At 59.0% G+C, this 21,758-nt stretch carries 28 protein-coding genes; 12 read left to right on the top strand and 16 right to left on the bottom strand.

The window, feature by feature from the left end; genetic code table 11:
- Window positions 1–48 precede the first annotated feature (48 nt).
- The 4 genes from HNQ72_RS06090 to HNQ72_RS06075 all read right to left on the bottom strand — a co-directional run bounded on the left by HNQ72_RS06090 (window position 49) and on the right by HNQ72_RS06075 (window position 2,898).
- Entirely contained in the window at window positions 49–1,317 is a 1,269-nt protein-coding gene (locus HNQ72_RS06090; RefSeq protein WP_183990469.1) for a flavin monoamine oxidase family protein, read from the bottom strand.
- Window positions 1,318–1,399: 82 nt separating this feature from the next.
- A complete protein-coding gene (locus tag HNQ72_RS06085) occupies window positions 1,400–1,678 on the bottom strand; it encodes a DUF2312 domain-containing protein (protein ID WP_112505368.1) in 279 nt (92 codons plus the stop codon).
- Between the two features lie 92 nt (window positions 1,679–1,770).
- Window positions 1,771–2,079, bottom strand: a complete 309-nt coding sequence (locus HNQ72_RS06080; protein WP_183990467.1) for a DUF1244 domain-containing protein — start codon at window positions 2,077–2,079, stop codon at window positions 1,771–1,773.
- A 24-nt stretch (window positions 2,080–2,103) separates the two neighbouring features.
- On the bottom strand, window positions 2,104–2,898 hold the full coding sequence (locus HNQ72_RS06075) for an N-formylglutamate amidohydrolase (protein WP_183991364.1): 795 nt from the start codon (window positions 2,896–2,898) through the stop codon (window positions 2,104–2,106).
- Window positions 2,899–3,220: 322 nt separating this feature from the next.
- On the opposite strand from HNQ72_RS06075, the gene HNQ72_RS06070 reads away from it, so the two are divergent.
- The 3 genes from HNQ72_RS06070 to HNQ72_RS06060 all read left to right on the top strand — a co-directional run bounded on the left by HNQ72_RS06070 (window position 3,221) and on the right by HNQ72_RS06060 (window position 5,643).
- Window positions 3,221–3,604, top strand: a complete 384-nt coding sequence (locus tag HNQ72_RS06070) for a DUF1036 domain-containing protein (RefSeq protein ID WP_244654350.1) — start codon at window positions 3,221–3,223, stop codon at window positions 3,602–3,604.
- On the top strand, window positions 3,604–5,043 hold the full coding sequence (gene pyk, locus HNQ72_RS06065) for a pyruvate kinase (RefSeq protein ID WP_183990465.1): 1,440 nt from the start codon (window positions 3,604–3,606) through the stop codon (window positions 5,041–5,043). The genes HNQ72_RS06070 and pyk overlap by 1 nt, the downstream gene beginning before the upstream one ends.
- A gap of 69 nt (window positions 5,044–5,112) precedes the next feature.
- A complete protein-coding gene (locus HNQ72_RS06060) occupies window positions 5,113–5,643 on the top strand; it encodes a GNAT family N-acetyltransferase (protein ID WP_183990463.1) in 531 nt (176 codons plus the stop codon).
- A 9-nt stretch (window positions 5,644–5,652) separates the two neighbouring features.
- Here the strand turns inward: HNQ72_RS06060 and HNQ72_RS06055 are convergent, their stop codons facing one another.
- The 6 genes from HNQ72_RS06055 to HNQ72_RS06030 all read right to left on the bottom strand — a co-directional run bounded on the left by HNQ72_RS06055 (window position 5,653) and on the right by HNQ72_RS06030 (window position 9,480).
- The gene (locus HNQ72_RS06055; protein WP_183990461.1) at window positions 5,653–6,693 is read right to left on the bottom strand and encodes an alpha/beta fold hydrolase; all 1,041 of its coding nucleotides are present in this window, start codon (window positions 6,691–6,693) and stop codon (window positions 5,653–5,655) included.
- A gap of 22 nt (window positions 6,694–6,715) precedes the next feature.
- On the bottom strand, window positions 6,716–7,348 hold the full coding sequence (locus HNQ72_RS06050) for a tetratricopeptide repeat protein (RefSeq protein ID WP_183990459.1): 633 nt from the start codon (window positions 7,346–7,348) through the stop codon (window positions 6,716–6,718).
- A 92-nt stretch (window positions 7,349–7,440) separates the two neighbouring features.
- Window positions 7,441–7,566 carry a type B 50S ribosomal protein L36 gene (gene ykgO, locus HNQ72_RS06045; protein WP_006726873.1) on the bottom strand — a complete coding sequence of 42 codons (126 nt, stop codon included), beginning with the start codon at window positions 7,564–7,566 and terminating at the stop codon, window positions 7,441–7,443.
- A 129-nt stretch (window positions 7,567–7,695) separates the two neighbouring features.
- Complete coding sequence (locus tag HNQ72_RS06040) at window positions 7,696–8,775, bottom strand: 5-(carboxyamino)imidazole ribonucleotide synthase (RefSeq protein WP_183990457.1); 1,080 nt, start codon at window positions 8,773–8,775, stop codon at window positions 7,696–7,698.
- A complete protein-coding gene (gene purE / locus HNQ72_RS06035; protein ID WP_119941029.1) occupies window positions 8,772–9,266 on the bottom strand; it encodes a 5-(carboxyamino)imidazole ribonucleotide mutase in 495 nt (164 codons plus the stop codon). Before purE ends, HNQ72_RS06040 begins: the two co-directional genes overlap by 4 nt.
- Window positions 9,267–9,276: 10 nt before the next feature.
- Window positions 9,277–9,480, bottom strand: a complete 204-nt coding sequence (locus HNQ72_RS06030; protein ID WP_112454343.1) for a YdcH family protein — start codon at window positions 9,478–9,480, stop codon at window positions 9,277–9,279.
- Between the two features lie 229 nt (window positions 9,481–9,709).
- Between HNQ72_RS06030 and HNQ72_RS06025 the strand changes: the two genes are divergently transcribed.
- Window positions 9,710–9,886, top strand: coding sequence for a YdcH family protein (locus HNQ72_RS06025; protein WP_183990455.1), 177 nt, complete (start codon window positions 9,710–9,712; stop codon window positions 9,884–9,886).
- A gap of 154 nt (window positions 9,887–10,040) precedes the next feature.
- On the opposite strand, the gene HNQ72_RS06020 is transcribed toward HNQ72_RS06025, so the two are convergent.
- Complete coding sequence (locus tag HNQ72_RS06020) at window positions 10,041–10,808, bottom strand: sulfite exporter TauE/SafE family protein (RefSeq protein WP_183990454.1); 768 nt, start codon at window positions 10,806–10,808, stop codon at window positions 10,041–10,043.
- Window positions 10,809–10,936: 128 nt separating this feature from the next.
- Between HNQ72_RS06020 and HNQ72_RS06015 the strand changes: the two genes are divergently transcribed.
- Both HNQ72_RS06015 and HNQ72_RS06010 read left to right on the top strand, forming a co-directional pair.
- Window positions 10,937–11,590, top strand: coding sequence for a thiamine phosphate synthase (locus tag HNQ72_RS06015; RefSeq protein WP_183990452.1), 654 nt, complete (start codon window positions 10,937–10,939; stop codon window positions 11,588–11,590).
- 7 nt (window positions 11,591–11,597) lie between these two features.
- Window positions 11,598–12,677, top strand: a complete 1,080-nt coding sequence (locus tag HNQ72_RS06010) for a tetratricopeptide repeat protein (protein ID WP_244654304.1) — start codon at window positions 11,598–11,600, stop codon at window positions 12,675–12,677.
- Here HNQ72_RS06010 and HNQ72_RS06005 read toward each other — a convergent pair.
- Complete coding sequence (locus HNQ72_RS06005; RefSeq protein WP_148143539.1) at window positions 12,674–13,024, bottom strand: DUF1648 domain-containing protein; 351 nt, start codon at window positions 13,022–13,024, stop codon at window positions 12,674–12,676. The two genes, HNQ72_RS06010 and HNQ72_RS06005, sit on opposite strands and share 4 nt — an antisense overlap.
- Window positions 13,025–13,206: 182 nt before the next feature.
- On the opposite strand from HNQ72_RS06005, the gene HNQ72_RS06000 reads away from it, so the two are divergent.
- The 4 genes from HNQ72_RS06000 to HNQ72_RS05985 all read left to right on the top strand — a co-directional run bounded on the left by HNQ72_RS06000 (window position 13,207) and on the right by HNQ72_RS05985 (window position 16,431).
- Window positions 13,207–14,007: an inositol monophosphatase family protein gene (locus HNQ72_RS06000; RefSeq protein WP_183990448.1), complete on the top strand. Its 801-nt coding sequence runs from the start codon at window positions 13,207–13,209 to the stop codon at window positions 14,005–14,007.
- Between the two features lie 120 nt (window positions 14,008–14,127).
- Complete coding sequence (locus HNQ72_RS05995) at window positions 14,128–15,174, top strand: flagellar motor protein MotA (RefSeq protein ID WP_183990445.1); 1,047 nt, start codon at window positions 14,128–14,130, stop codon at window positions 15,172–15,174.
- A gap of 3 nt (window positions 15,175–15,177) precedes the next feature.
- Complete coding sequence (locus tag HNQ72_RS05990; RefSeq protein ID WP_183990443.1) at window positions 15,178–16,209, top strand: peptidoglycan -binding protein; 1,032 nt, start codon at window positions 15,178–15,180, stop codon at window positions 16,207–16,209.
- A gap of 3 nt (window positions 16,210–16,212) precedes the next feature.
- Complete coding sequence (locus tag HNQ72_RS05985; RefSeq protein ID WP_183990441.1) at window positions 16,213–16,431, top strand: hypothetical protein; 219 nt, start codon at window positions 16,213–16,215, stop codon at window positions 16,429–16,431.
- Between the two features lie 9 nt (window positions 16,432–16,440).
- Here HNQ72_RS05985 and HNQ72_RS05980 read toward each other — a convergent pair whose 3' ends face one another.
- Entirely contained in the window at window positions 16,441–17,697 is a 1,257-nt protein-coding gene (locus HNQ72_RS05980) for a glucoamylase family protein (protein ID WP_183990439.1), read from the bottom strand.
- A gap of 23 nt (window positions 17,698–17,720) precedes the next feature.
- Complete coding sequence (locus HNQ72_RS05975) at window positions 17,721–19,508, bottom strand: ABC transporter transmembrane domain-containing protein (RefSeq protein WP_210319496.1); 1,788 nt, start codon at window positions 19,506–19,508, stop codon at window positions 17,721–17,723.
- Window positions 19,509–19,784: 276 nt separating this feature from the next.
- On the opposite strand from HNQ72_RS05975, the gene rpmE reads away from it, so the two are divergent.
- Window positions 19,785–20,006 carry a 50S ribosomal protein L31 gene (gene rpmE / locus HNQ72_RS05970; RefSeq protein ID WP_112454588.1) on the top strand — a complete coding sequence of 74 codons (222 nt, stop codon included), beginning with the start codon at window positions 19,785–19,787 and terminating at the stop codon, window positions 20,004–20,006.
- Between the two features lie 87 nt (window positions 20,007–20,093).
- Complete coding sequence (locus HNQ72_RS05965) at window positions 20,094–20,624, top strand: P-loop NTPase family protein (protein WP_244654303.1); 531 nt, start codon at window positions 20,094–20,096, stop codon at window positions 20,622–20,624.
- Here HNQ72_RS05965 and rcdA read toward each other — a convergent pair whose 3' ends face one another.
- Together rcdA and HNQ72_RS05955 are read right to left on the bottom strand one after the other, a co-directional pair.
- Entirely contained in the window at window positions 20,625–21,137 is a 513-nt protein-coding gene (gene rcdA / locus HNQ72_RS05960) for a protease adaptor protein RcdA (RefSeq protein ID WP_183990429.1), read from the bottom strand.
- Between the two features lie 428 nt (window positions 21,138–21,565).
- Window positions 21,566–21,757, bottom strand: a complete 192-nt coding sequence (locus tag HNQ72_RS05955; RefSeq protein WP_183990427.1) for a DUF1192 domain-containing protein — start codon at window positions 21,755–21,757, stop codon at window positions 21,566–21,568.
- Window position 21,758: the final 1 nt, after the last annotated feature.

Genomic DNA, 21,758 nt, shown 5'->3' with positions numbered 1-21,758 from the left:
CCGTTTTCAAGCTGAACGATGCGCGGGCTGGTGTGCCCGAGCTGAATTCTATTCTCTTCTTCTCGGAATAGACTTTGCGGCCTGCTTTCCAGCGACGATCGCACCCTCGATATATCCAGGGAAAGACGGCGACAATTCCGAACAGGCAAAACGCAGGCGCGGTAAGCCCTCAAGCAAGACTGCTTCCGCATCCGTAGCCTCAAGGTCGGTTATGACGTCGCTATAGGCGCCATCGCTCCAGGCATCATTGACCCAATCGCGAATGCAGACGGAGACCGGCTCGTGGCCGGATCCTCCCAATGCGGCGCCAAGTTCTGCCGTGACGAAGTTCGCCAGTTCTCCCTGCGGTTGCTTGTGCCATTCCGAGGCCAGCGGTCCGCCGAGGAAGACGACGATGCCGAAATAATCGTCATGGCTGGCGTCGCAGGCGTAGATCCCCTGCGGATCGCTCCACATGACCGAGCCGCTCAGTCCCTTGTCGCGCCAGAATGGTGTCCTGTAACCGATCTGCAGCTTGATCGCACAGCCCGGTTCCCATGCCGCTAGCGCCCTTCCGAGTTTAGCGGGAAGCGGCGGAGATATTTCTATTCTTCGCGCCATGACGGGCGGTACGGCAATGATCACATGTCCTGCGGTGAGCGCGCGGCCTTCGACATCCACTTCAACCTCATCTTCCATGATGGTGATAGAGGTGGCGGGGGCGGACAATCTCAGTCTGTCACCGAGGCCTGCGGCCAAACGGTCGGCCAGCGCGTGCATGGTGTCGCCGAGGAACATCTCGAGTTCGGGATAGATATTGGTGATCCGCCGGTCGTTCGAAACGAGATAGGCAAGCGCCACGTCTTCCGGTGCGCGGCACCATAGACCCTTTACCAGTCTTCGAAATGAAGCGGTGACGTCCGAAGACATGTCGGTCTGTCGGTCGATCCATTGCCCCACGGTCAGGCCTGTGAATGCCGGATCGGTGAGATCGACGGACCGCATTCTTTCGCGCAACTGCTCCAGCCCGTCCCATATCGCATCACCTTGCTCGTGCGGAATCGCGGGGCGGTAGGATTGTTCTCCGTCAACGTAGGAAAAAACGGTGTGCGCTCCGTGCCTTTCCGCTGTTTCGAGCAGATGCGTCATATCCCTGCAGAGGAACTGGCCGCCGGTGTCTATGCGAGTGCCATTCGACAGATATTCCGATTCCACCCGGCCGCCGACGCGGTTGCGGGCCTCGACCACGATGACATCGAGGCCAGCCGCCATCAGGTCCGTGGCCGCGGTGAGGCCCGTAAAGCCTGCGCCGATAACGATGACGTCGTGATCTGCCATGGGAAACTCACGCAAAGGGAGATTGGCTGTATCAGGCGCAAAAGAAAAAGCCCGCCTTGAAGGGCGGGCTTTGAAAAGCGGATCAGGCGGCTTCTTCCTCTTCGGTACCCGCGCCCGGGATCATGCCGAGTGCGCTGAGGTAGGTGTCGAGGATCAGGTCCTCTTCCATGCGCTCCTGGTCGTCCTTCTTGCGAAGGGCGATGACCTTTTTCATGATCTTGGTGTCGTAACCCATCGACTTTGCTTCGCCATAGACGTCCTTGATGTCGTCGGCGATCGTCTTCTTTTCTTCTTCAAGTCGTTCAATGCGCTCTACAAAAGCGCGGAGCTGGTCGCGGGCGACGCCATGAGCATCAGACATTGGTGTCTCCTGATAATGGAAATCTCTATTGGATAGTGGTCAAGTGCCGAAAAGCAGGCGCAAGGTCAAGCCTAATCAATCGCCATTGCCAATTAGCCATGCGGCGGCTTGTTGATCTCGAATGCGGCTTTTTGAGCGTCGCTTGCTTCCATCTGGTGAAGGTTCTTCCAGTCTTCATAGGGCATGCCGTAGACGATTTCGCGGGAAGCCTCTTTTGAAAGATCCAGTCCTGCCTCGATCGCTGCATCGCGATACCAGTTGGACAGACAGTTTCGGCAAAAGCCTGCCAGATTCATCATGTCGATATTCTGGACGTCGCTCCGTTCACGCAGATGCTGGACGAGCCGGCGAAATGCTGCCGCTTCAAGCTCAGTCTGTTGTTCCTTGCTGAGTTCGGTCATGGGAACGTCTCCTGACTGCTGTCGTCACACGGCGGGGTAGGGGCCGGTACGCGACGGGAAAATCCTGTATTCATGCAATTTGGGGTCTGCGTTGAGCGAGGTAAAGATCGGCGCCAGTCTCTTCGCCCAGGCATCCATGCCTGCATCATCGCCGATCAGGTCCTGCCTTACTTCCAGAAGCGTGTGCGGAATGCCGGGGATCATGCAGTGGCGATACATCGTGTCGCCCTTCAATGCACCGTCATAAGGCTCGTTATCGCCAACGACGATATCGCCCGGTTCACGCAGCATGGACAGAAGCGGCAAAACTGGCCTGTCATCGCTGTCCCATAACACTGCTGCATGCCAGGGCCTTGCGAAATCCTTCCAGTAGGGAGTGAAGGAATGTATTGAAAGCACCAGAGGCGCCCGGCCGGATGTCGAGGCCTTGGCTATCGTCTGTTCGACGGCACGGTGATAAGGCCGGTGGTAGGTGTCGAGGCGGGCTTGCCATTCTTCATCGGTAATCGGGTGATTGCCGGGAACGATCGCGCCGTCGGAAATCTTCATGATCAGGGTCGGATCGTCCTCACCACGGTTCGGATCGATCAGCAGGCGCGAGAAGCAACCGAGCACTGCCGGCACGCCGAGCATGGCGGCAAGCCTGCGTATCAGGCCCTCGACGCCGATATCGAAAGCGATGTGCCTGAGAAAGGCGCTGTCGGGAAGGCCTAGGCTGCCATATTTCGAAGGAAGGCGGTTCATGGCGTGATCTGCGAGAAGCACCATGCCTGTGTCATAGTTGCCGTCTATGATTTCGAACGATTGGAAATTCTGCATGCTCACGTACATTTCAAACGATTATGTTGTGAGTTTGGTGATCGCATGACAGCCGTTTTGGCGCAAGAGAGGCGGCCTGTGCTTGTCAAAAAGCAAGCCCGTGCAGGGGGATGAAACAAATTTAAGCAAGCGTAGCGGCAGGGCGACGCAATCAACCACAGCTTCGTTGACTTTCTGCCCGTTGCGCGCGAGAAAGTGCCTCCACGATAACCATGGAGACCTGACGGAAACCGTGCCGATAAAATCGATTAAAATCTATCTTCGTTCGCTCCTTTCCGTTCCGGCGGGTGCTTTTGCTTTTTGCGCAGGCGCTCCGCTTCTCATGGCTTCTCCGGCTCATGCAGATTTCCGTGTGTGTAACGGCACGCAGAATCTTGTCGGGGTGGCAATCGGTTATCGTGCCCAGGATGGTTGGAATACCGAGGGATGGTGGCAGGTTCCTGCTTCCACCTGCGCTACTCTGATCGAAGGGGAACTGCAGTCACGATACTATTATCTTTATGCCGAGGATGCCGCCCGCGGAGGGCGGTGGACCGGAGATATCAATATGTGCGTCGCCGAGAATGAATTCAAAATTGTCGGCGTCAATGATTGTTTCACCCGTGGCCACCAGCGCATGGGTTTCAAAGAGTATGATACGGGTCGTCAGGGAAGCTGGATGGTCCAGCTGTCCGACACGCCCGGTACGCAAGAAGGCCAGAATTGATGAGGCGTAACCGCAAAGTAAAGATCCTTGCCACGCTCGGTCCGGCATCGTCGGAAGAGGCAATGATCCAGAAGCTCCACGAAGCAGGCGCTGACCTCTTCCGTATCAACATGAGCCATGCCAGCCATGAGATGATGCGTACCCTGATCGAGCGCATCCGCTCGGTCGAGAAGAAGTCGGGTCGCCCGATCGGTATTCTCTGTGACCTGCAGGGACCGAAGCTTCGCGTCGGCAAATTTGCCAACACCAAGGTAACCCTGACCCCGGGTCAGACATTCACGCTCGACAACAACGAAGCGCCGGGTGACGAAAACCGCGTCTATCTTCCGCATCCGGAAATCCTTGAAGCCGTCAAGGCTGGCGATCGCCTGCTGATTGATGACGGCAAGCTGGCGCTGAAGGCTGTCGAAGCCGATGGTAAGAAGATCGTCTGCACCGTTGTTGCCGGCACCAGCATTTCCGACCGTAAGGGCGTCAGCCTGCCCGACACGATCCTCACCGTCGGCGTTCTGACCGACAAGGACCGCGCCGACCTCGATGCCGTTCTCGCCACCGAGGACGCCGACTGGGTTGCTCTGTCCTTCGTGCAGCGTCCGGAAGATCTGGCGGAAGTCCGCAAGATCGCGCGCGGCCGCGTCGGCATCATGTCGAAGATCGAAAAGCCGCAGGCTATCGAGCGCATCGACGAAATCATCGAGCTTTCCGATGCCGTCATGGTTGCCCGTGGTGACCTTGGCGTGGAAATGCCGATCGAAATGGTTCCCGGTATCCAGAAGCAGCTGACCCGCGCCTGCCGCCGTGCAGGCAAGCCAGTCGTGGTTGCCACCCAGATGCTGGAATCGATGATTACGGCTCCGGTTCCGACCCGTGCGGAAGTTTCCGACGTGTCGATCGCCGTCTTCGAAGGCGCCGATGCCGTCATGCTGTCGGCTGAGTCCGCTTCCGGCCAGTATCCGGTCGAAGCCGTCTCGATGATGGCCTCCATCGCCCGTCAGGTCGAACAGGATCCGCTTTATCCGAGCATCATCTACGCACAGCGCGCTACGCCGGAAGCCACCGGCTCCGACGCGATCTCGCTTGCTGCCCGCCAGATTGCCGAAACGCTCAAGGCTGCTGCAATCGTCACCTACACGCAGTCCGGCACGACCGGCCTTCGCGCTTCGCGCGAACGTCCGAACGTTCCGATCCTGGCGCTCTCCCCGAGCGTCAAGACGGCTCGCCGTCTTGCCGTCTGCTGGGGTCTGCACTGCGTCGTCACCGAGGATGCAAGCGATCTGGAAGACATGGTGAACCGCGCTGCGCGCATCACCGTCTCGGAAGAGTTCGGCAAGCCCGGCGACCGGGTCATCATCTCGGCCGGCGTTCCGCTTGGCACGCCCGGTTCGACCAACATGCTGCGCATCGCCTATATCGGTGCTGACGGTCAGACCGGCGCATAATCGGACTGACACAATTTGCAATTACCAGACGGCCGGAGCAATCCGGCCGTTTGTCGTTTTGGAATGGGCATGTCCGTGAAGACACAATCATCTCCTTCGATCCCGGTGATCGAAACTGACCGGCTCAGGCTGCGGGCGCCGAACATGGCGGACTGGTCGCTCTATGCGGTGTTCATGGCGTCGGATCGAGCCGCGCATATGGGCGGCCCTTTTACGAAGGCCGCTGCCTGGGGCATGTTCTGCCATGATGTGGCGCAGTGGCGCCTTATGGGCCATGGTTCGCTGATGATCGATAAGCGTGTCGATGGAACCTGCATTGGTCAGGTCGGCATCAATGCCGGCCCGTTATTTCCCGAACATGAGCTGGGCTGGCTCCTCTACCCCGGCTTTGAGGGGCAAGGTTATGCTCTTGAGGCTGCGGCCGCATTGCGAAACTGGGGCTTCAATGTGCTCGGACTGAAGACGCTGGTCAGCTACATTCATTGTGATAACGACAAATCCCGCCGGTTGGCCGAAAGGCTCGGCGCATTGCTGGACGAGACTGCCGAGCGGCATGATCCGGAGGATGTCGTCTACAGGCACGTCGTTGTGCCGACGTAATCCTCCAGCTCATATCTTTTCAATCATCATTCCTGTTGCAGGTTGATCCGTAATTCCCGACTGGGTCAGTCGCGCCTCCGCCATATGTGCCAATGCCTGCAAGTCGCGGTCCATGCCGGCGATCTTCTCGATTGCGGCGATCGCCACGTCGGGCACGACATAATCCGGCTTGTGGCCGAGGCCATGGATCTTCACCAGTTCTGAACCGGCTATATCGCGCGCAAGCCCTTGGGAATGGATCTCTTCAAGCACGATCGGGTCGCTGTCGCCGGTTATGACGATGGTTGGTGCCGTAATCTCTTTATAACGTGGTGAGATGCGCGTGACGTAGTCGTGGAGATTGGCGACATCGACCGCGTTGTTGCGAAAGTTTTCCGGCCGCAGCACGAGTGCCGGGGCGCCTTCCTCGACATAGCGGTCACGCCGGCGGTTGGGGCTGAAGACGGACCTCGTTGCGCCATCCAGCAGAACGAGGCCTGCGGGCAGGCTGATGAGACGGGTGAACCAGAAGCCCAGATAGGGAGCGGCCGAAATCTTGTAGTACCAGTCCACGCCACCCGGCCAGGGATGGGTTGCCGGTGCTAGAAACAGCAATCCGGCCGTCTTTTCGGGATGGAAGACGGCAAAGCTTGCAGTAATCGCCCCGCCAAAGGAGTGGCCGACGATGATGGCGCGCTCCATGCCCTTCATATTCATCACGCGGCTGATGGCTGCCGCCTGTCCGTCTGGAAAGCCATTCTCCCGCGTTCCTCGCTCCGAATAGCCATGTCCGGGCCTGTCGATGAAGAGAAGCTCCGCACAGCCTTCCAGGTGCTTGCGGAAGGCCGTTTCCTGGTCCCGCAGGTTGCCGCTTGCTCCATGGATGAAGACGATCGGGGGCAGGGCGGGATTTGGCGGTGCAGGAATATGCAGGGCGTTGATCCTGTATCCGCCGACATCGATCAGCTCGCCATGGCGCGGAAACCGCCGCTCGATCTGGCGGCTTTTCCAGGCGGTGAAGCTGAAGGCAGCGGCCACAAGAATGGCTACAAGGGCAAGCGGCAGAATCATTGGAGAGCGACCAGGGAAAGGCTCACGTCCGGTTCCCGGCGATCTTTTCCGAGAGTTTCGAGACGGCTTCCTGTGCCTCCCGATCTGCCGGATAGACGTTGAGATAGCGCTCCCAAGCCTTCAGCGCCATGTCGTCGTCACCGGCTTCCGTCAGTATTCCCGCTAGGCCGGCAAGAGCGCCGAAGTGGCGCGGTTCGCGCTTCAAGACTTCGGCAATATCGGCCATCGCCTTGCGCTGATCGCCCATCGTGTAGTGAAGTGTAGCACGCCTGTTCCAGCCCTCTGTGAAGGCAGGATCTAGAAGGGTGACACGGTCTAGGAAGTCCAGCGCGGCGGCGTTCTTCTTTTCCTTGATCGCGTCTTCGGACCACTGCATCAGAAGGTTGACCGTGGCGCTGCCGGAATCGTTCATCTCGGCAATGACCTGGCTGGCAATGCCCTTGGCTTTTTCCGGATCGCGTTCGCGCTTCAGCTCCTCGAACAATATGTCGAGCGGCTTTGCGGTTGCGGTCGTGGGGCCCGCTGGTTCTACTGCGGGAGCGGGCGGTTGTGGAACCGTTTGCGAAGGAGGGGCGGCTTGAGGCGCCTGTGCATGAGCGACAGGGGCGAGAGCGGCCAAGGCCAGAATAGGGGTGCTCAAAAGCAAATAGCGCATCCGGATAAGTTAATCCGGATGCGCCGAAGGTCAAAGCCGAATTGTCGCGCTATCGACAATTTGATTGCCGGCGAGAAACTCGCCTGCAGCAATCAGCCCTGGCGGGCCTTGAAGCGCGGGTTCTGCTTGTTGATGATGTAGATGCGGCCCTTACGGCGAACCAGACGGTTGTCGCGGTGACGAGCCTTCAGCGCCTTAAGCGAGTTCTTGATCTTCATTGTACTGGTCCAGCAGTCTGTGGGCTCATAGAGCCGCTTGTCTCTAACAATCGAAAGCGCGCCGCCTAGTCCCTGGAGATAGGGGCGCGCCTCAGGTTGGGGTGCAGATAACCCGAGGCTTTCTCCATGTCAACCTTGTGACGAGGTTTTCCGGCCTTTCAATTCGGTGATATGGCCCATTTTACGGCCCGGACGGGCTTCCGTCTTGCCGTAAAGATGGACAAGCACATCCTTGCTTGCCAGCCATTGCGGCAGTGCCAGAATGTCGTCGCCGATCAGGTTGGTCATCACGCAATCGGAATGGCGGTCAGGATCGCCAAGTGCGAAACCGGCAACTGCGCGCATATGCTGCTCGAATTGCGAGATCACGCAGGCAGCTTCCGTCCAGTGGCCGGAATTGTGGACGCGCGGGGCGATCTCGTTGGCAATCAGCGTGCCATCCGCCATGGCGAAGAATTCCATGCCGATAACGCCGACGTAATCGAGTGCTGCGAGCAGCTTTTCGGCCGCAGCACGGGCGGTTGCCGCCGTCTCGGCCGGGATGTTTGCCGGCAGGGTCGACGTATGCAGTATGCCGTTGCGATGGACATTCTCTGCCGGGTCGTAGCACCGAATCGTGCCGTCCTTGGCGCGCGCGGCGATGATCGAGATTTCGCGCTCGAAGGGAACGAAGCTTTCGAGAATCAGGGGCACGGAGCCGAGCGCTTCGTACGCGCCTGCGGGTGAGTCGTCGGTTGAGCGGAAAACGCGCTGGCCCTTGCCGTCGTAACCCATGCGACAGGTCTTCAGCACGCCCTGGCCGCCGAAATCTGCAAGCGCTGCCTCAAGCTCCTGCTGGCTGTCGACTGCATGGAAGCGCGCCGTCTCGATGCCGCAGCTGTTGAGGAAGCGTTTTTCCGTCAGTCTGTCCTGTGCGACTTCGAGCGCCTTGGACGGCGGGTAGACGGGAACGGAGCGCTCAAGGGCTTGCGCTGCCGAAACCGGTACGTTCTCGAATTCGTAGGTGACGATATCGCAGCGCCTGGCCAGCTCCGCGAGGGCCTCGGGGTCGTCATAGGCAGCGGTGATCTGCTCGTTGGCGACCTGCGCTGCGGGACAATCTGCCTGCGGTTCCAGAATGATGATGGTGAGGTTCAGCCTTGCGGCTGCCATTGCCAGCATGCGGCCGAGTTGGCCGCCGCCGATAATGCCGATCGTCTGGGCCTTCATGCTTCGTCCATCGGGTATTCGGCGACTGCGGCACTCTGGCGGGCGCGCCATTCGTCCAAACGATAGGCGATGTCCTCGTCGGAGAGGGCAAGCACGGCGGCTGCAAGCAGGGCCGCATTGACCGCACCGGCGCGACCGATGGCGAGTGTGCCGACGGGAATGCCGGCCGGCATCTGCACGATAGAGAGAAGGCTGTCCTGGCCGGAAAGCGCCTTGGACTGGACCGGAACGCCGAAGACTGGCAGCGGCGTCATAGAGGCAGCCATGCCGGGCAGGTGGGCAGCGCCGCCGGCACCGGCGATGATGACCTGAAAGCCTTCGTCGCGCGCGCCCTTGGCGAAATTGAACAGGCGTTCGGGCGTCCGGTGTGCTGAAATGATGCGTGCCTCGTAGTCGATTTCGAGGGCATCGAGGGTTTCGGCAGCGTTCTTCATGGTCTCCCAGTCGGACTGGCTTCCCATGATGATGGCGACGGGCGGTGTCTCGGCCATTTGAGCGTTCCTAGGCAATGATGTCGGGCAGGATCTGATCTTCGATCTGGGTCATCTTGTCTTTTATGGCGAGCTTTTTCTTCTTCATCCGCTGCACGCGCAGCGCATCACAGCCCACCTTTATCATGGCGTTGATCGCGGCGTCGTAGTCTTCGTGCTCCTGCCGGAGTTTTGCCAGCGCCAGCCGGTTGTCCGCCTGTTCCTGATCGGCCATGTCTTAAAGTCCCCATATCGATCCGGGCTTGTGACCCGGCCCAGCTTAATGCGCAAGCTCCTATCACCAAACCGCGTTAACGGGAAGTTCGCCAACGTCACGAATTTGCCGCGCTCTTGTCACGAAAACACCTTCGACAAACAGCTCAGATCGTGTCACACTTCCGTCGTAAACCTGAAGCTTCGGCCGATGGAGTGGCCGGAGCAGGCAATAGGGAAGGACATGCCACATGACCATCCAGGCTCATATAGCATCGCTTGAAAAGAAGCACGGCGATCTCGAGGAGGAGCTCCAGGCGATTCTTTCGTCTCCTTCGTCTGACGATCGGGAAATCGCCGACCTGAAGCGTCGTAAGCTGCGTATCAAAGACCAAATGCAGCGCCTCAGGGCGTCTACACGCCACTAAGGCAAGCTAAGAGAGCCATAGCCGCGGATCTCGATTTGGATATGATCCGATAGCGGCACAAAACCCAATCTTCTGTTCTGGTCGTGGTTCATGCGGGCTGCGGCCAGAATTGTTTCCGGAGTTCGGTTTTCCCGATATTGCCGCTTCCCCGTTTTCAGAACGGCAGGCCATCCCAAAGCAGTTTGACGCCGGCAAGGAGGGCAAGGCCGTAGGTCATCGGATAGAATGTCTCTGCCTTGAGATGCTTGACGACGGCCGCTCCCATTATGGTCGAGACGAGTGCCACGGGCAGAAGCGTTGCCGACAGGCTCAGGTTCTGAGTATCCAGCGCGCCGAGGAAGAAATAGGGAATGACCTTTACCGCATTGACGATGGCGAAGAAGCGAATGCTCGCACCCGTGTAGTTTTTCGGGTCAAGCTGCATCGGCAGGACGTAGATCTGGAACGGCGGGCCGCCGGCATGGGCGACGAAGCTGGCATAACCGGACAGCGATCCCCAGAATGTTGCGGCCACCGGACGATGCGGGAGAGGGGCTGCGATTTCGCCCCGGCGCCCATAGACCTGCCAGAAATAGCGTGCGGCGAAGAGAATGGTTGCAGAAGCGATCACCACTTTCAGCGCATCGTCGGAGACATAGGCAGAGGTTGCCCAACCGAGGGCAATTCCGATTACGCCGCCGGGCATGATCATCAGCAATGTCTTAGGGTCATTGTATTTGCGCCAGGACCAGAGCGCGACAGCATCCATCAGAATAAGGATCGGCAGGAAAATCGCCGCTGCCTGCACAGGTTCGACAGCGAGCGACATGATCGGTACGCCCATCAGGCCGATCGCGCCGCCGATGCCGCCTTTCGACAGGCCGACAAGCATGACTGCCGGAATTGCGGCGAGGAAGAACGACAGGCTGGGAAAATCTATCATCGGCGGTTACTGTCGAGGGTGTTGATCCTGCAATCCGTCCGGTCTATCGAATTGGCCGAATAAAACCAGAGCGGAACGTGCCGAAGCGGTACGTCTTCGCTTCGAGGCGAGAATGATCGGATAAGAACATGACAGAACCGGACAACCGCTGCCGCATCGTGCTGATCGTACCGGATGATGCCGATGCCGATCACCAGGCCAAACTTCTGACAGAGGCCATGTCGGGTGGCGATGTCGCATCCGTGATCGTGCCGCAATACGGGCTCGACGATCAGGCATTCCAGAAGCGGGCGGAAGTGCTGGTCCAGATCATCCAGAATGCCGGAGCCGCCGCCATTATTGCCGGTGACAGCCGGGTTGCCGGTCGCGCCAAGGCTGATGGCCTTCACATGTCGGGTTCGCTTGAGGAATTGGGCGAGACGATCGAAAAGTTCACGCCGAAGATGATCGTTGGCGCCGGCGGTGCGGCGGAACGGCATGCTGCGCTTGAGATCGGCGAATTGCGGCCGGACTATATTTTCTTCGGCCGTTTCGATGGCGACATCAAGCCAGAAGCGCATCCTAAAAACATGGCGCTTGCCGAATGGTGGGCGTCGATGATCGAGATCCCCTGCATTGCCATGGGCGGTAACGATGCCGAATCGGTGGTTGCCGTTGCCGAGAGCAGAGCCGAATTCGTGGCGTTGCGCGATGCCGTTTTTGCCAGTGGCGATGGCCCCGCTGCAGCCGTTGCCAGGGCCAATGCGTTGCTGGACGAAAAAGCGCCACGGTTTGAGGGTTGATGGTCGCATGCCATCGACGAAAAAACTGTATCGCAATCCGGTCAAAGCCTTCACTGCACTGCTCATTTCTGTGGCTGCGGTCACATCTGTGCATGCCCAGTCCAATCAGGCCGTGACCCGGCCGGTGGGGCCAGACGCAGGTAAGATGGAGCGGCAGCAGCAGCCGGATGGCTTGGTGCCGTCGGGCGGCGTCGAGCTTTACAGGCGAATGGGGGCTGCATTGCCAGCACCGCCTGAGGAGAAAAAATATAGCGGCAAGGTCGATGAGGCTTATGGCGCCTATCAGCGCGGCATGTATGTCGAGGCGATGAAGCTTGCGCTTGAACGGGCGCAGCAGGGTGATGCAGCGGCGCAGACATTGGTTGCGGAGATGATGACGAAGGGGCAGGGGATCGCGCGCGATCCCAAGGGCGCTGCCTTCTGGTATGGTCAGGCCGCCGAAGGAGGCGATGCCGCAGCAATGTTCCAGTATGCGCTGCTGTTGATGACGGGACGCGACGTTCCGGGCGACAAGAAGAAGGCCGATGATTTCATGCGCCGCGCGGCGGAAGCCGGCAATTCGGCGGCCCAGTTCAACTGGGGCCAGATCCTGATTTCCGACAATCCCGGCGAAAAAGGAATGCAACTGGCACTGCCGTTTTATGAAAAATCCGCCAGCCAGGGTGTCGCCGATGCGCAATATGCGGTCGCCCAGCTCTACATGGCGCTTCGCGAAGTTGGACCGACCAAGAAGGCACAGGCGCGTGACTGGATGCTGCGTGCCGCCAAGGCAGGCTATGACACCGCCCAGCTGGATATGGGCATCTGGTATGTAAACGGCGTCGGCGGCGAGCGGGACTACGACAAGGGGTTCGAGTGGCTGAGGATTGCCGCGATGCGCGGCAATGTGGTCGCCCAAAACAAGCTTGCCTATCTCTACATCAATGCGCTCGGCACGCGACCCAACCCCGTGGAAGCCGCCAAGTGGTACGTGCTCTCCCGGCGCGCCGGCTTGCAGGATGCCGGGCTTGAGGATTTCTATCTCGGCATTAACGAAGACCAGCAGAAGCAGGCGATCGATGCCGCCAACAAGTTCCGGCGGAATTAGCCCTGTAGCGCCTGCAATGCAAAGAGCGCGCCGCGGATGATGAAGCCGTGGGCCACGGCCAGCGCCAGAATAACAAACAGCCAGATGGCGGTGTAAAGACCGGGTCGATCAAGCGCCTTGGGATTGATCGACGGCGACACGACAAAGACGGCGACCGCAAACAGCATCGCGCCGGGCAGCAGGAAAAGAGCGATCGTCGGGCGCGCGAAATTATCCGGATTTCCGGAGAAGTCGAAGTGGATCGGCAGCATAGTCTCGGCCGGCAGTGCGGCCCATAAGCCCAGCGACAAAAAGGTCATGGTGATGAGCATGCCGAGGCTGATAAAAAGTGGGATGGGCATACGCATCGGGCTGTCTCCTGTATGAGGTCTGCCCTCCTTTCGCAGGCCGGAGCGCGAATGACAACACTGCCGTGCGACCGCATGACTTGAATTTACCGGCAATTTGTGGTCTTGAAGCCGCCCAATCAACAAAATCAGTATCGCCCGCTCTCCCGGTCATCCGGATTCCGGGGCTCAAGGATTCCGAAATGGCCCGTTCAGCGCTTCTCAATGTCATGGTGCAGGCTGCCTTGAAGGCAGGCAAATCGCTTACCAGAGATTTTGGTGAGGTGCAGAATCTGCAGGTTTCCGTGAAGGGACCGAGCGACTTCGTTTCGCAGGCCGACCTGAAAGCTGAAAAGATCGTCCGTGACGAGCTGATGAAGGCTCGCCCGACTTATGGCTTCCTCGGTGAAGAGGGTGGCGAAGAGAAGGGCACCGATGGCGCGCATCGCTGGATCGTCGATCCGCTCGATGGCACGACCAACTTCCTGCACGGCATTCCGCAGTTTGCAGTTTCGATCGCGCTCGAGCGCAATGGCGAAATCGTTGGCGGCGTGATCTTCAATCCGGCCACCGATGAACTTTACACCGCCGAAAAGGGCGGTGGCGCGTTCCTCAACGATCGTCGTATCCGTGTCGCAGCCCGCCGCGTGCTTTCCGATTGCGTCATCGGTTGCGGTGTGCCGCATCTCGGCCGCGGCAACCATGGCAAGTTCCTCGTTGAACTGCGCCATGTGATGGGTGAAGTTGCAGGCGTTCGCCGTGCCGGTGCGGCTGCTCTCGATCTTGCTTATGTCGCTGCCGGTCGTCTCGACGGTTTTTGGGAAGCGGAGCTTTCTCCGTGGGATATGGCTGCCGGCCTGCTGCTCATTCGCGAAGCCGGCGGCTTCGTTTCCGACATGAAGGGCGCACAGAACATGTTCGAGGCCCGCAATGTGATCGCTGGTAACGAACTGATCCGTAATGCACTGGTCGAAGTCGTCAACCGTCCGGTGCCGAGCCGCTGAGGCAATCAGGGAATTCAGCGCGCTCTAATGGATAGCGCACTGTTTTCCAATGCTTGCGCACTTCAATTCGTCGCATTTTTACACTAGCCTCCGCTCAATTTAGCGGAGTCGAGGCGTATTATGGCGAATGCGACAGTGGATGATCTGGACGAGTCGGAAACCGGCCGCGGCGGCTATAAACACAAACTCTCCAATCCTGCGTCGTTCCTCTGGACGATGCTCATCTTTCTCGCGCTTGTCGGTTTCGTGGCGTCGATCCTCTATCGGCAGGCGGCGCATGCGTTCCAGACCAATCCGGGCCTGAACGGGCTTATTCTCGGTGTTCTGGCGATCGGCATCCTGCTCGTCTTCGTGCAGGTGATCAGCCTTGCGCGCGAGGTCGGCTGGTTCAATTCCTTCCGGGCTGCCGGCGGCAACGCCGACAAGGTGGGCCGCGAACCGCGCCTGCTTGCCCCGATGCGTACCCTGATCGGTCGCCGCCGCAAGGTTCAGCTATCGACCGTCGCCTATCGCTCCATCCTCGATTCGATCGGCACGCGACTGGACGAATCGCGCGATACTTCGCGCTATCTCATAGGCCTTCTGGTTTTCCTTGGCCTGCTTGGCACGTTCTGGGGGCTGATTGAAACGATCGGCTCGATCAGCGACGTCATCGGCGCGCTTGATCCCTCGTCGGGCGGCTCGAACGACATTCTCAGCGCAATCAAGAGCGGATTGGCACAGCCGCTTGCCGGTATGGGTACGGCGTTTTCGTCCTCGCTGCTCGGCCTTTCCGGTTCGCTGATTCTCGGCTTTCTCGATCTGCAGGCCGGACGCGCGCAGAACCGCTTCTATACTGAACTCGAAAACTGGCTCTCTTCGGTAACCGACGTCGGTTACGACGGGCCGATAGCCAATGGTGACAACGGCGCCGCAGACGAACTCAAGGCTTTGACGACCGAGTTGCGCAAGCTTACCGCTGCCCAGGCCAAGGCCGGGCGTGATGGTGTCGAAAACGAGCGCTCTATGGCCGCCATGGCCAATCTGGCGGAAGGCATCCAGGGACTTGTGAAAAACATGCGCAACGAGCAGCAGATGCTGCGCGACTGGATCGAAGCTCAGCAGGAAGAATCAAAGGCCATGCGCCGCACGCTCGACAGGCTTTCCGACAAGATCGGGGGGAAATAAGCGATGGCGCTCGCCAAGAACCGCCGTCGCGAACGCACAGTCGATTTCTGGCCGGGCTTCGTGGATGCGCTTTCCACGCTTCTCATGGCGATCATGTTTCTGCTGACGGTCTTCGTGCTGGCGCAGTTTCTGCTCAGCCGCGAGATCACCGGTCGTGACGAAGTGTTGAACCGCCTAAACAGCCAGATCGCAGAGCTGACAAACTTGCTGGCGCTGGAAAAGAGCGGCAATCAGGATCTCGAAGATCAGCTTGCCAACCTGCAGTCCTCATTGGCTGCAGTGGAAAGCGATCGCTCGCGTCTGCAGCAGCTTTTGAATGACGGCGCCGGAAGCAGTGCGGCGGCCAATGCCAAGGTCGGAGAGCTGACCAGTGAGTTGAGCAACCAGCAGCAGATCAGCCAGCGCGCGGCAAGCCAGATCGAGCTCCTCAACCAGCAGATCGCAGCATTGCGCGCACAGATAGCAGCGGTGGAGCAAGCACTTCAGGCTTCGGAAGCTAAGGATGCGACCTCGCAGGCGCAGATCTCGGATCTCGGCCGCCGTTTGAATGTTGCGCTCGCTGCCCGCGTGCAGGAACTTAATCGCTATCGCTCCGACTTCTTTGGCCGGTTGCGTGAAATCCTCTCGGATCGCGAAAATATCCGTATCGTTGGCGACCGTTTCGTCTTTCAGTCGGAGGTTCTCTTCCCGGTCGGCGCCAGCGAGCTGGACGATGCCGGGCGGGGCGAAATGGACAAGCTGGCGATGGCACTGCTCGAGCTTGCCAAGGAAATCCCGGCGGAAATCAACTGGGTACTCAGGGTTGACGGCCATACCGATAATTCGCCGCTCTCCGGTGCTGGGCGTTATCGCGACAACTGGGAGCTTTCATCCGCCCGCGCAACTTCGGTTGTGAAGTATCTGATTTCGAAGGGTGTTCCTGCCAACCGGCTTGTCGCTGCCGGCTTCGGCGAATTCCAGCCGATCGCTCCGGGCGATACGCCAGAAGCCAAGTCTCAGAACCGCCGTATCGAATTGAAGCTGACGGAACGCTGATCGATGGTTGCGCAAAAACGGGATCTCAACGCCCTGATCAAGGCGGTGGCGGACACGCCACGCCGCGACAATAGCACCTACCATCAGGCGATTGCCGAGGCGCGCGAAATGTTCGATCAGGCCGAAGCAGCACTTGGCGGACCGGTCAGGATGAAGACCAAGACCAAGCTGAAGCCGAACGGCAAATATGTCGTGAAATGGGTTTTCGAGCGGGCCGAATGAGGCCCGTCCTCAGGCCGTGTAGTGGCCTGAGGTGAAGCCGAGACGCTCCAGTCCGCGCCGCACTTCAGGCGCCTTCATAAACAGGCTCCACAAAAGGCCGGAGCGATGGTTCTCGATCATGGCAATGAGCGGCCCCTGGTCGATGGCGATATAGGTCGGCGCGAGCCAGTCTATTGCCGGGGCAAAGGCGTCGACGAAACCGAACGAACCGAACAGCTTTCCATCCTCGTAACGGATCATGGCGCGCAGCGCCTCTTCTGCCTCCTTCGGCAGGAAAGGGAAGCTCGACAGTGCCGCGGTTGGGGCGATGGCGCCCGTGTCCGACGTCGGAGAATTGGCGTTGTAGCCGTTCGGCGCTTCCGAAGCCGTCAGGCCCCAGACGTCATATTGCTTGTAGGCCGGGATGCTGAGGCAATATTCCCGGTTGATCTTCGTATGCGCCACGGCCTGCTGCCAATAATCGGCATAGCGGTCCGACAGGCCGCGCGGATCAAGCACGCAGAAGGAATATTGGGAGAGGAACAGCGGGCCGCCAAGAGGCTCACCGAGTGGAAGTTCGGTGCCGAAATAGCTTTCGCCGTTCTTCATCTCGCCGGAGCGCGCCCAGCCCGTATGATAGCTCTCAGGCTTTATCGGATGCGTGTCCGATCCTGCGGCCAGAACATAGGCCGTAAGCGCCTCGTTCCAGCCCTTGATCGGCAGGTTCATTGTCCAGTTGTGGAGCGGGCTCCAGTGCCAGTAGAGCGGACCATCGTCCTTGCCGCGGGTGAACCAGTCCCATTCGACTTCGTCAAACAGCCGCGTAACATTGGCCCGCAAAGCCTGCTCGGCTTCGGATGTGCCGGTGAAATACTCCCTGGCGCAGATCAGCCCCTGAAACAGGAGGGTGGTTTCAACAAGATCGCCGGCATCGTCATATTGGGAGAACTGGACGGTCTCGCTGGTGGCGCCATCGATCATGTGTGGGAATGCGCCGTGATAACGGGTTGCGAGGTTCAGCCGGTCGAGGATGAGGCTGATCCGCTCCAGTGCTTCGGCGCGGGTGATCCATTGCCGCTCTGCCGCGACCAGGATCGCCATCAGCCCGAAGCCGGTGCCGCTGATGGAGATCATGTTGGTGGCAATCGCGCCGTTTACCCAGCGCTTGTCGTAGGTGAGCTTGCTATCTGCATGCGCGCCATCCCAGAAATACAGGAAGGTCTGGTACTGAACACTGTCCAGCAATTGCTCGAGCGGGGCATTCGGGTCCAGTGGCTCGACAATCATGCAGTCTCAATCCTGTTTATCGGTCAGATAGCGCTTGCGCTGCGCTGTTCCAGATCATGGAACTGCAGGCGCGCCAGCTTGGCGTAAAGTCCACCCTTGGCGACGAGGCTTTGGTGGGTTCCTTCCTCGACGACACGACCTTCTTCCAATACCAGAATTCTATCAGCCTTGAGGACGGTTGCCAGGCGATGTGCGATGACGAGCGTCGTACGGTTTTCCATTAGCCCATCAAGCGCTCGCTGAACCAGCGTTTCGCTTTCGGCATCGAGCGCGGAGGTCGCTTCGTCGAGCAGCAGAACCGGCGCATTCTTCAAAAGCGCGCGGGCGATTGCGATGCGCTGACGCTGACCGCCGGAAAGGGTGATACCGCGTTCGCCGGCCATGGTGTTGTAACCCTGGTCGAGCTTGCCGATAAACTCGTCGGCCTGGGCGGAAATGGCCGCGGCGCGGACTGCCTCGCGGGTTGCGCCCGGCATGCCGAAGGCGATGTTGTCGTGGATCGAAGCGGCAAAGATCGTCACGTCCTGCGGCACGATTGCCAGGCGCGAGCGGATGTCTTCGATACGGGCCTCGCGAAGATCGACGCCGTCCAGTTTCACCGATCCGGTCTGCGGATCGTAGAAGCGCATCAGAAGCGAGAATATCGTGCTCTTGCCGGCACCCGACGGGCCGACGATGGCGATTGTTTCACCGGCTTTGACATTGAAGGACAGGCTGTTGAGCGTAATCGCGCTGACACGGGCCGGATAGGCGAAGGAGACCTGATCGAACTCGACTTCGCCACGAGCCGACGTGGGCAAAGCAACCGGCTGCTCCGGATCCTGAACAGCGGGGATTTCATGCAGCAGTTCCGTCAGGCGTTCTGCAGCACCACCTGCTGCGGAAAGCTCGCCCCAGACTTCGGAAAGCTGGCCGAGCGAACTGGCGGCGATGACCGAATAAAGCACGAACTGGCCAAGCGTTCCGGCGCTCATCTCGCCGGCAAGCACGCTCTGCGCGCCGTACCACAAGACGCCGACGATCGAGCCGAAGACGAGGAGAATGGCAAAGCCGGTCAGAAGTGCGCGCGAGCGGATGGCGACGCGGGCGGCGTCATAGGCATTCTCGACAGCGGAGGCATAACGCGCGCTTGCCATCTCTTCGCCGCCGAAGGCTTGAACGGTGCGGGTGGCCGCTACGGTTTCCGATGCGAAAGCCGAGCTTTCCGCCAGCGTGTCCTGTGCGGCGCGCGAACGGCGGCGGACATTGCGGCCGAAGCCGACGATCGGGAAGACGATGACCGGAATGGCGCCCAGCACCATGACGGAAAGCCATGGGCTGGTATAGATCATCATGCCCATCGCGCCGAGACAGAGGATGGTGTTTCGCAAAGCCTGGGAGGCGGCCGAGCCGAAGGCGGACTTGATCTGCGTCGTATCAGCGGTCAGGCGCGAGACGATCTCACCCGACTGGTTGACGTCGAAAAAGGAAGCGGAGAGGCGGGTGACATGGGCGAAGACTTCGCGCCTCAGGTCGGCCACCACGCGTTCGCCGATGGTGATGACGTAATAGTAGCGCATGGCGCTGGCCAGCGCCAAGAGGATCGCCAGAATCAGCAGCATGCCGAAATAGTTGTTGATGAAATGTCCGTCGGAAGACGCGAAGCCGTGGTCGACCATGCGTCGGACGGCGAGCGGAAGCGCAAGGGTTGTTGCTGCAGCGAGAACCAGAAAGAACAGAGCTGAAGCGACCAGCCTTCGGTAGCGGGAAAGATAGGGGATCAGTCGGGCGAGGGGCTTGAGGCTGCGATTCTTCTTTTCGGTCTCAGACATGTCTGCCACGGGAACTCCTGCTTGCGCATCGTCATCTTTCACAACACGCGAACTCTGATATTGCAACGTTCGCCACTCGCCATTGATGTCGGGCAAAGAACGCTGTACAGGCCCTCTTATCTTGGCCTTGCGGGTACTTGTGCTAGTCGCGACCTTCCTGTATAGGCTCCGCATCGAATTGGGAAGCCGTGACCGACGGGTCTGCGGCTTCATTCATTAAAGAGGGTCGGTGATCGCAAAAGCGGCATGGAGACCCCGCAGAGCAGGAATATCGACATGAAGGCTGACATTCATCCCGAATACCACAAGATCAAGGTCGTCATGACCGATGGCACCGAGTACGAAACCTTCTCCACCTGGGGTTCGGCCGGTGACACGATGAACCTCGAAATCGACCCGAAGTCCCATCCGGCCTGGACCGGCGGCAACCAGCAGCTGATGGACCGTGGTGGTCGCGTTTCCAAGTTCAACAAGCGTTTCGGCGGCCTCGGCCTCTAATAGCCTTAACGTTGGCGGACCAAAAAAAGCCTGGCGAAAGCCGGGCTTTTTTCGTTTGGTGTCATGGCAGGGCTCAAGGGGAGTGCCATGATAAAAGACAAGCAATATGAGGCCCTTCGCCGGGTGGCGATCATGGGTAATGGTGGTTCGGGCAAGACACGGCTCGCCCGCGCGTTGTCCCTTTATCTCGACCGTGCTCCCGTGCATCTCGATGATGTCTACTGGCAACCCGGTCCGCATGGTGACGGCGTTGCCCGTGACAAAGCGATCGTGATCGAAGAGGTGCGGGAATTGTCGCTGACCTCGGGATGGATCATTGAAGGCGTCTATGGCTGGCTGATCAATGTCATCCTGCCACGCGCGACGACACTGGTGTTTCTCGATCTGCCCGAAGACGAATGCATCGCCAATATCAAGGCGAGGGGCAAGCAGCGTGGAGAAAGCGACGAGAGCTTCCAGGAGTTGCTCGACTGGGTGTCGAAATATCGGGAGCGGCGAAACAACTGGAATTCGTTCGAAAGCCATTTGCGGATGTTCGAAGAGTTCCCCAACGAAAAAGTGCGGCTCAGAAGCCGCACTGAAATTCTCGAATATCTGGATCGACTGGCTGATCGATGATCAGTTGCCGAATGCCGTCTGCAGCAGGTTCAACTGCGAGCGGACGCTGTTTTCGTTGTCCGGAACGGCAACGGCGTCGCTTGGACGATAAATTTCGCGGTCGAGAAGTGCAACGCGGTTCTGCAGGCGCAGCGAACGCTCGACGAGGTCACGAAAACCTTCCGGAAGTTCGTTCCAGCCCGGCGCATTGCGGTCGACATTGAAGCCGTCGAGGCGAACCTTATTCTTCTCCGCCAGAACCTGATCCTTCGACATTTCACCGTTGTTGACGGCACGCTGCAGGAGCAGCCAGGATGCCATCTGCATGAGGCGGGTCGTCAGGCGCATGGATTCTGCAGCATAGAGCACGGATGCGATCCGCGGCAGGACCTTCGACGCAGCGCGACCGGTTCCGTCGAGATAGGTCGCTGTCTCTTCCACCAGGGACATGCCCTCGGTGTAAAGTGTCTTGAACTGCGAGGAATTCGCGGCGCGGCCGGCGAAATTGACGGTATTCAGACCCTGTTCTTGCATGAATGTCATCCTGCTAACGCAATCACGATGAGGCAATGGCGGGATGTAGCGAAAAGTTCCATCGCCGCCCTCATTGACTTGAACATGATCTTTATAATGGAAATCCGCAAGGCGATTATTAAGGAAAGGTTAATACCCACAAGAAGCGGTAAACCGATGCGGATGTTCTTGTTTTGGAACAGATTTTCGCCAATCGCAAGAGGGGCTGCGAGACGCGCTTACACGGAAGAGTAAAGCGGTTTTGAGGCGTGCCAAAAAAAGAAGAGCCGCGGAAAGGCGGCTCTCAAGGTAAAACAGGGAGAAATCAGACCATTCGCCGGGTGGTGAAACTGTCTGAGTCCAGGAAGCCTGGACGGTTTGATAATGTCTGTTAATGATTAATATCCACTTAAAATCCCCAGGCTTTACTTGGGCATTTTCGGATCTTCTCACTTCTTGAAGAAGCTGTCGGCCGCCATTCGGCCAGCCTGTTTCTTCTGCTTGTCGGATTCCAGCCGCGCGATTTCCTCTTTGAGAAGATCGATTCGAGCATCAAGATCGCCCACCGAAAGCATGGAAAGATCCGAGCCGATCTCATGGGCAAGCTTCTTTGCCGGGCGGTCGTCGTCGAAAAATGTCATC

The organism is Aliirhizobium wenxiniae, from assembly GCF_014201355.1.
Taxonomy (GTDB): Bacteria; Pseudomonadota; Alphaproteobacteria; order Rhizobiales; family Rhizobiaceae; genus Neorhizobium; species Neorhizobium wenxiniae.
This window is presented reverse-complemented; position numbering and strand designations above follow the sequence as displayed.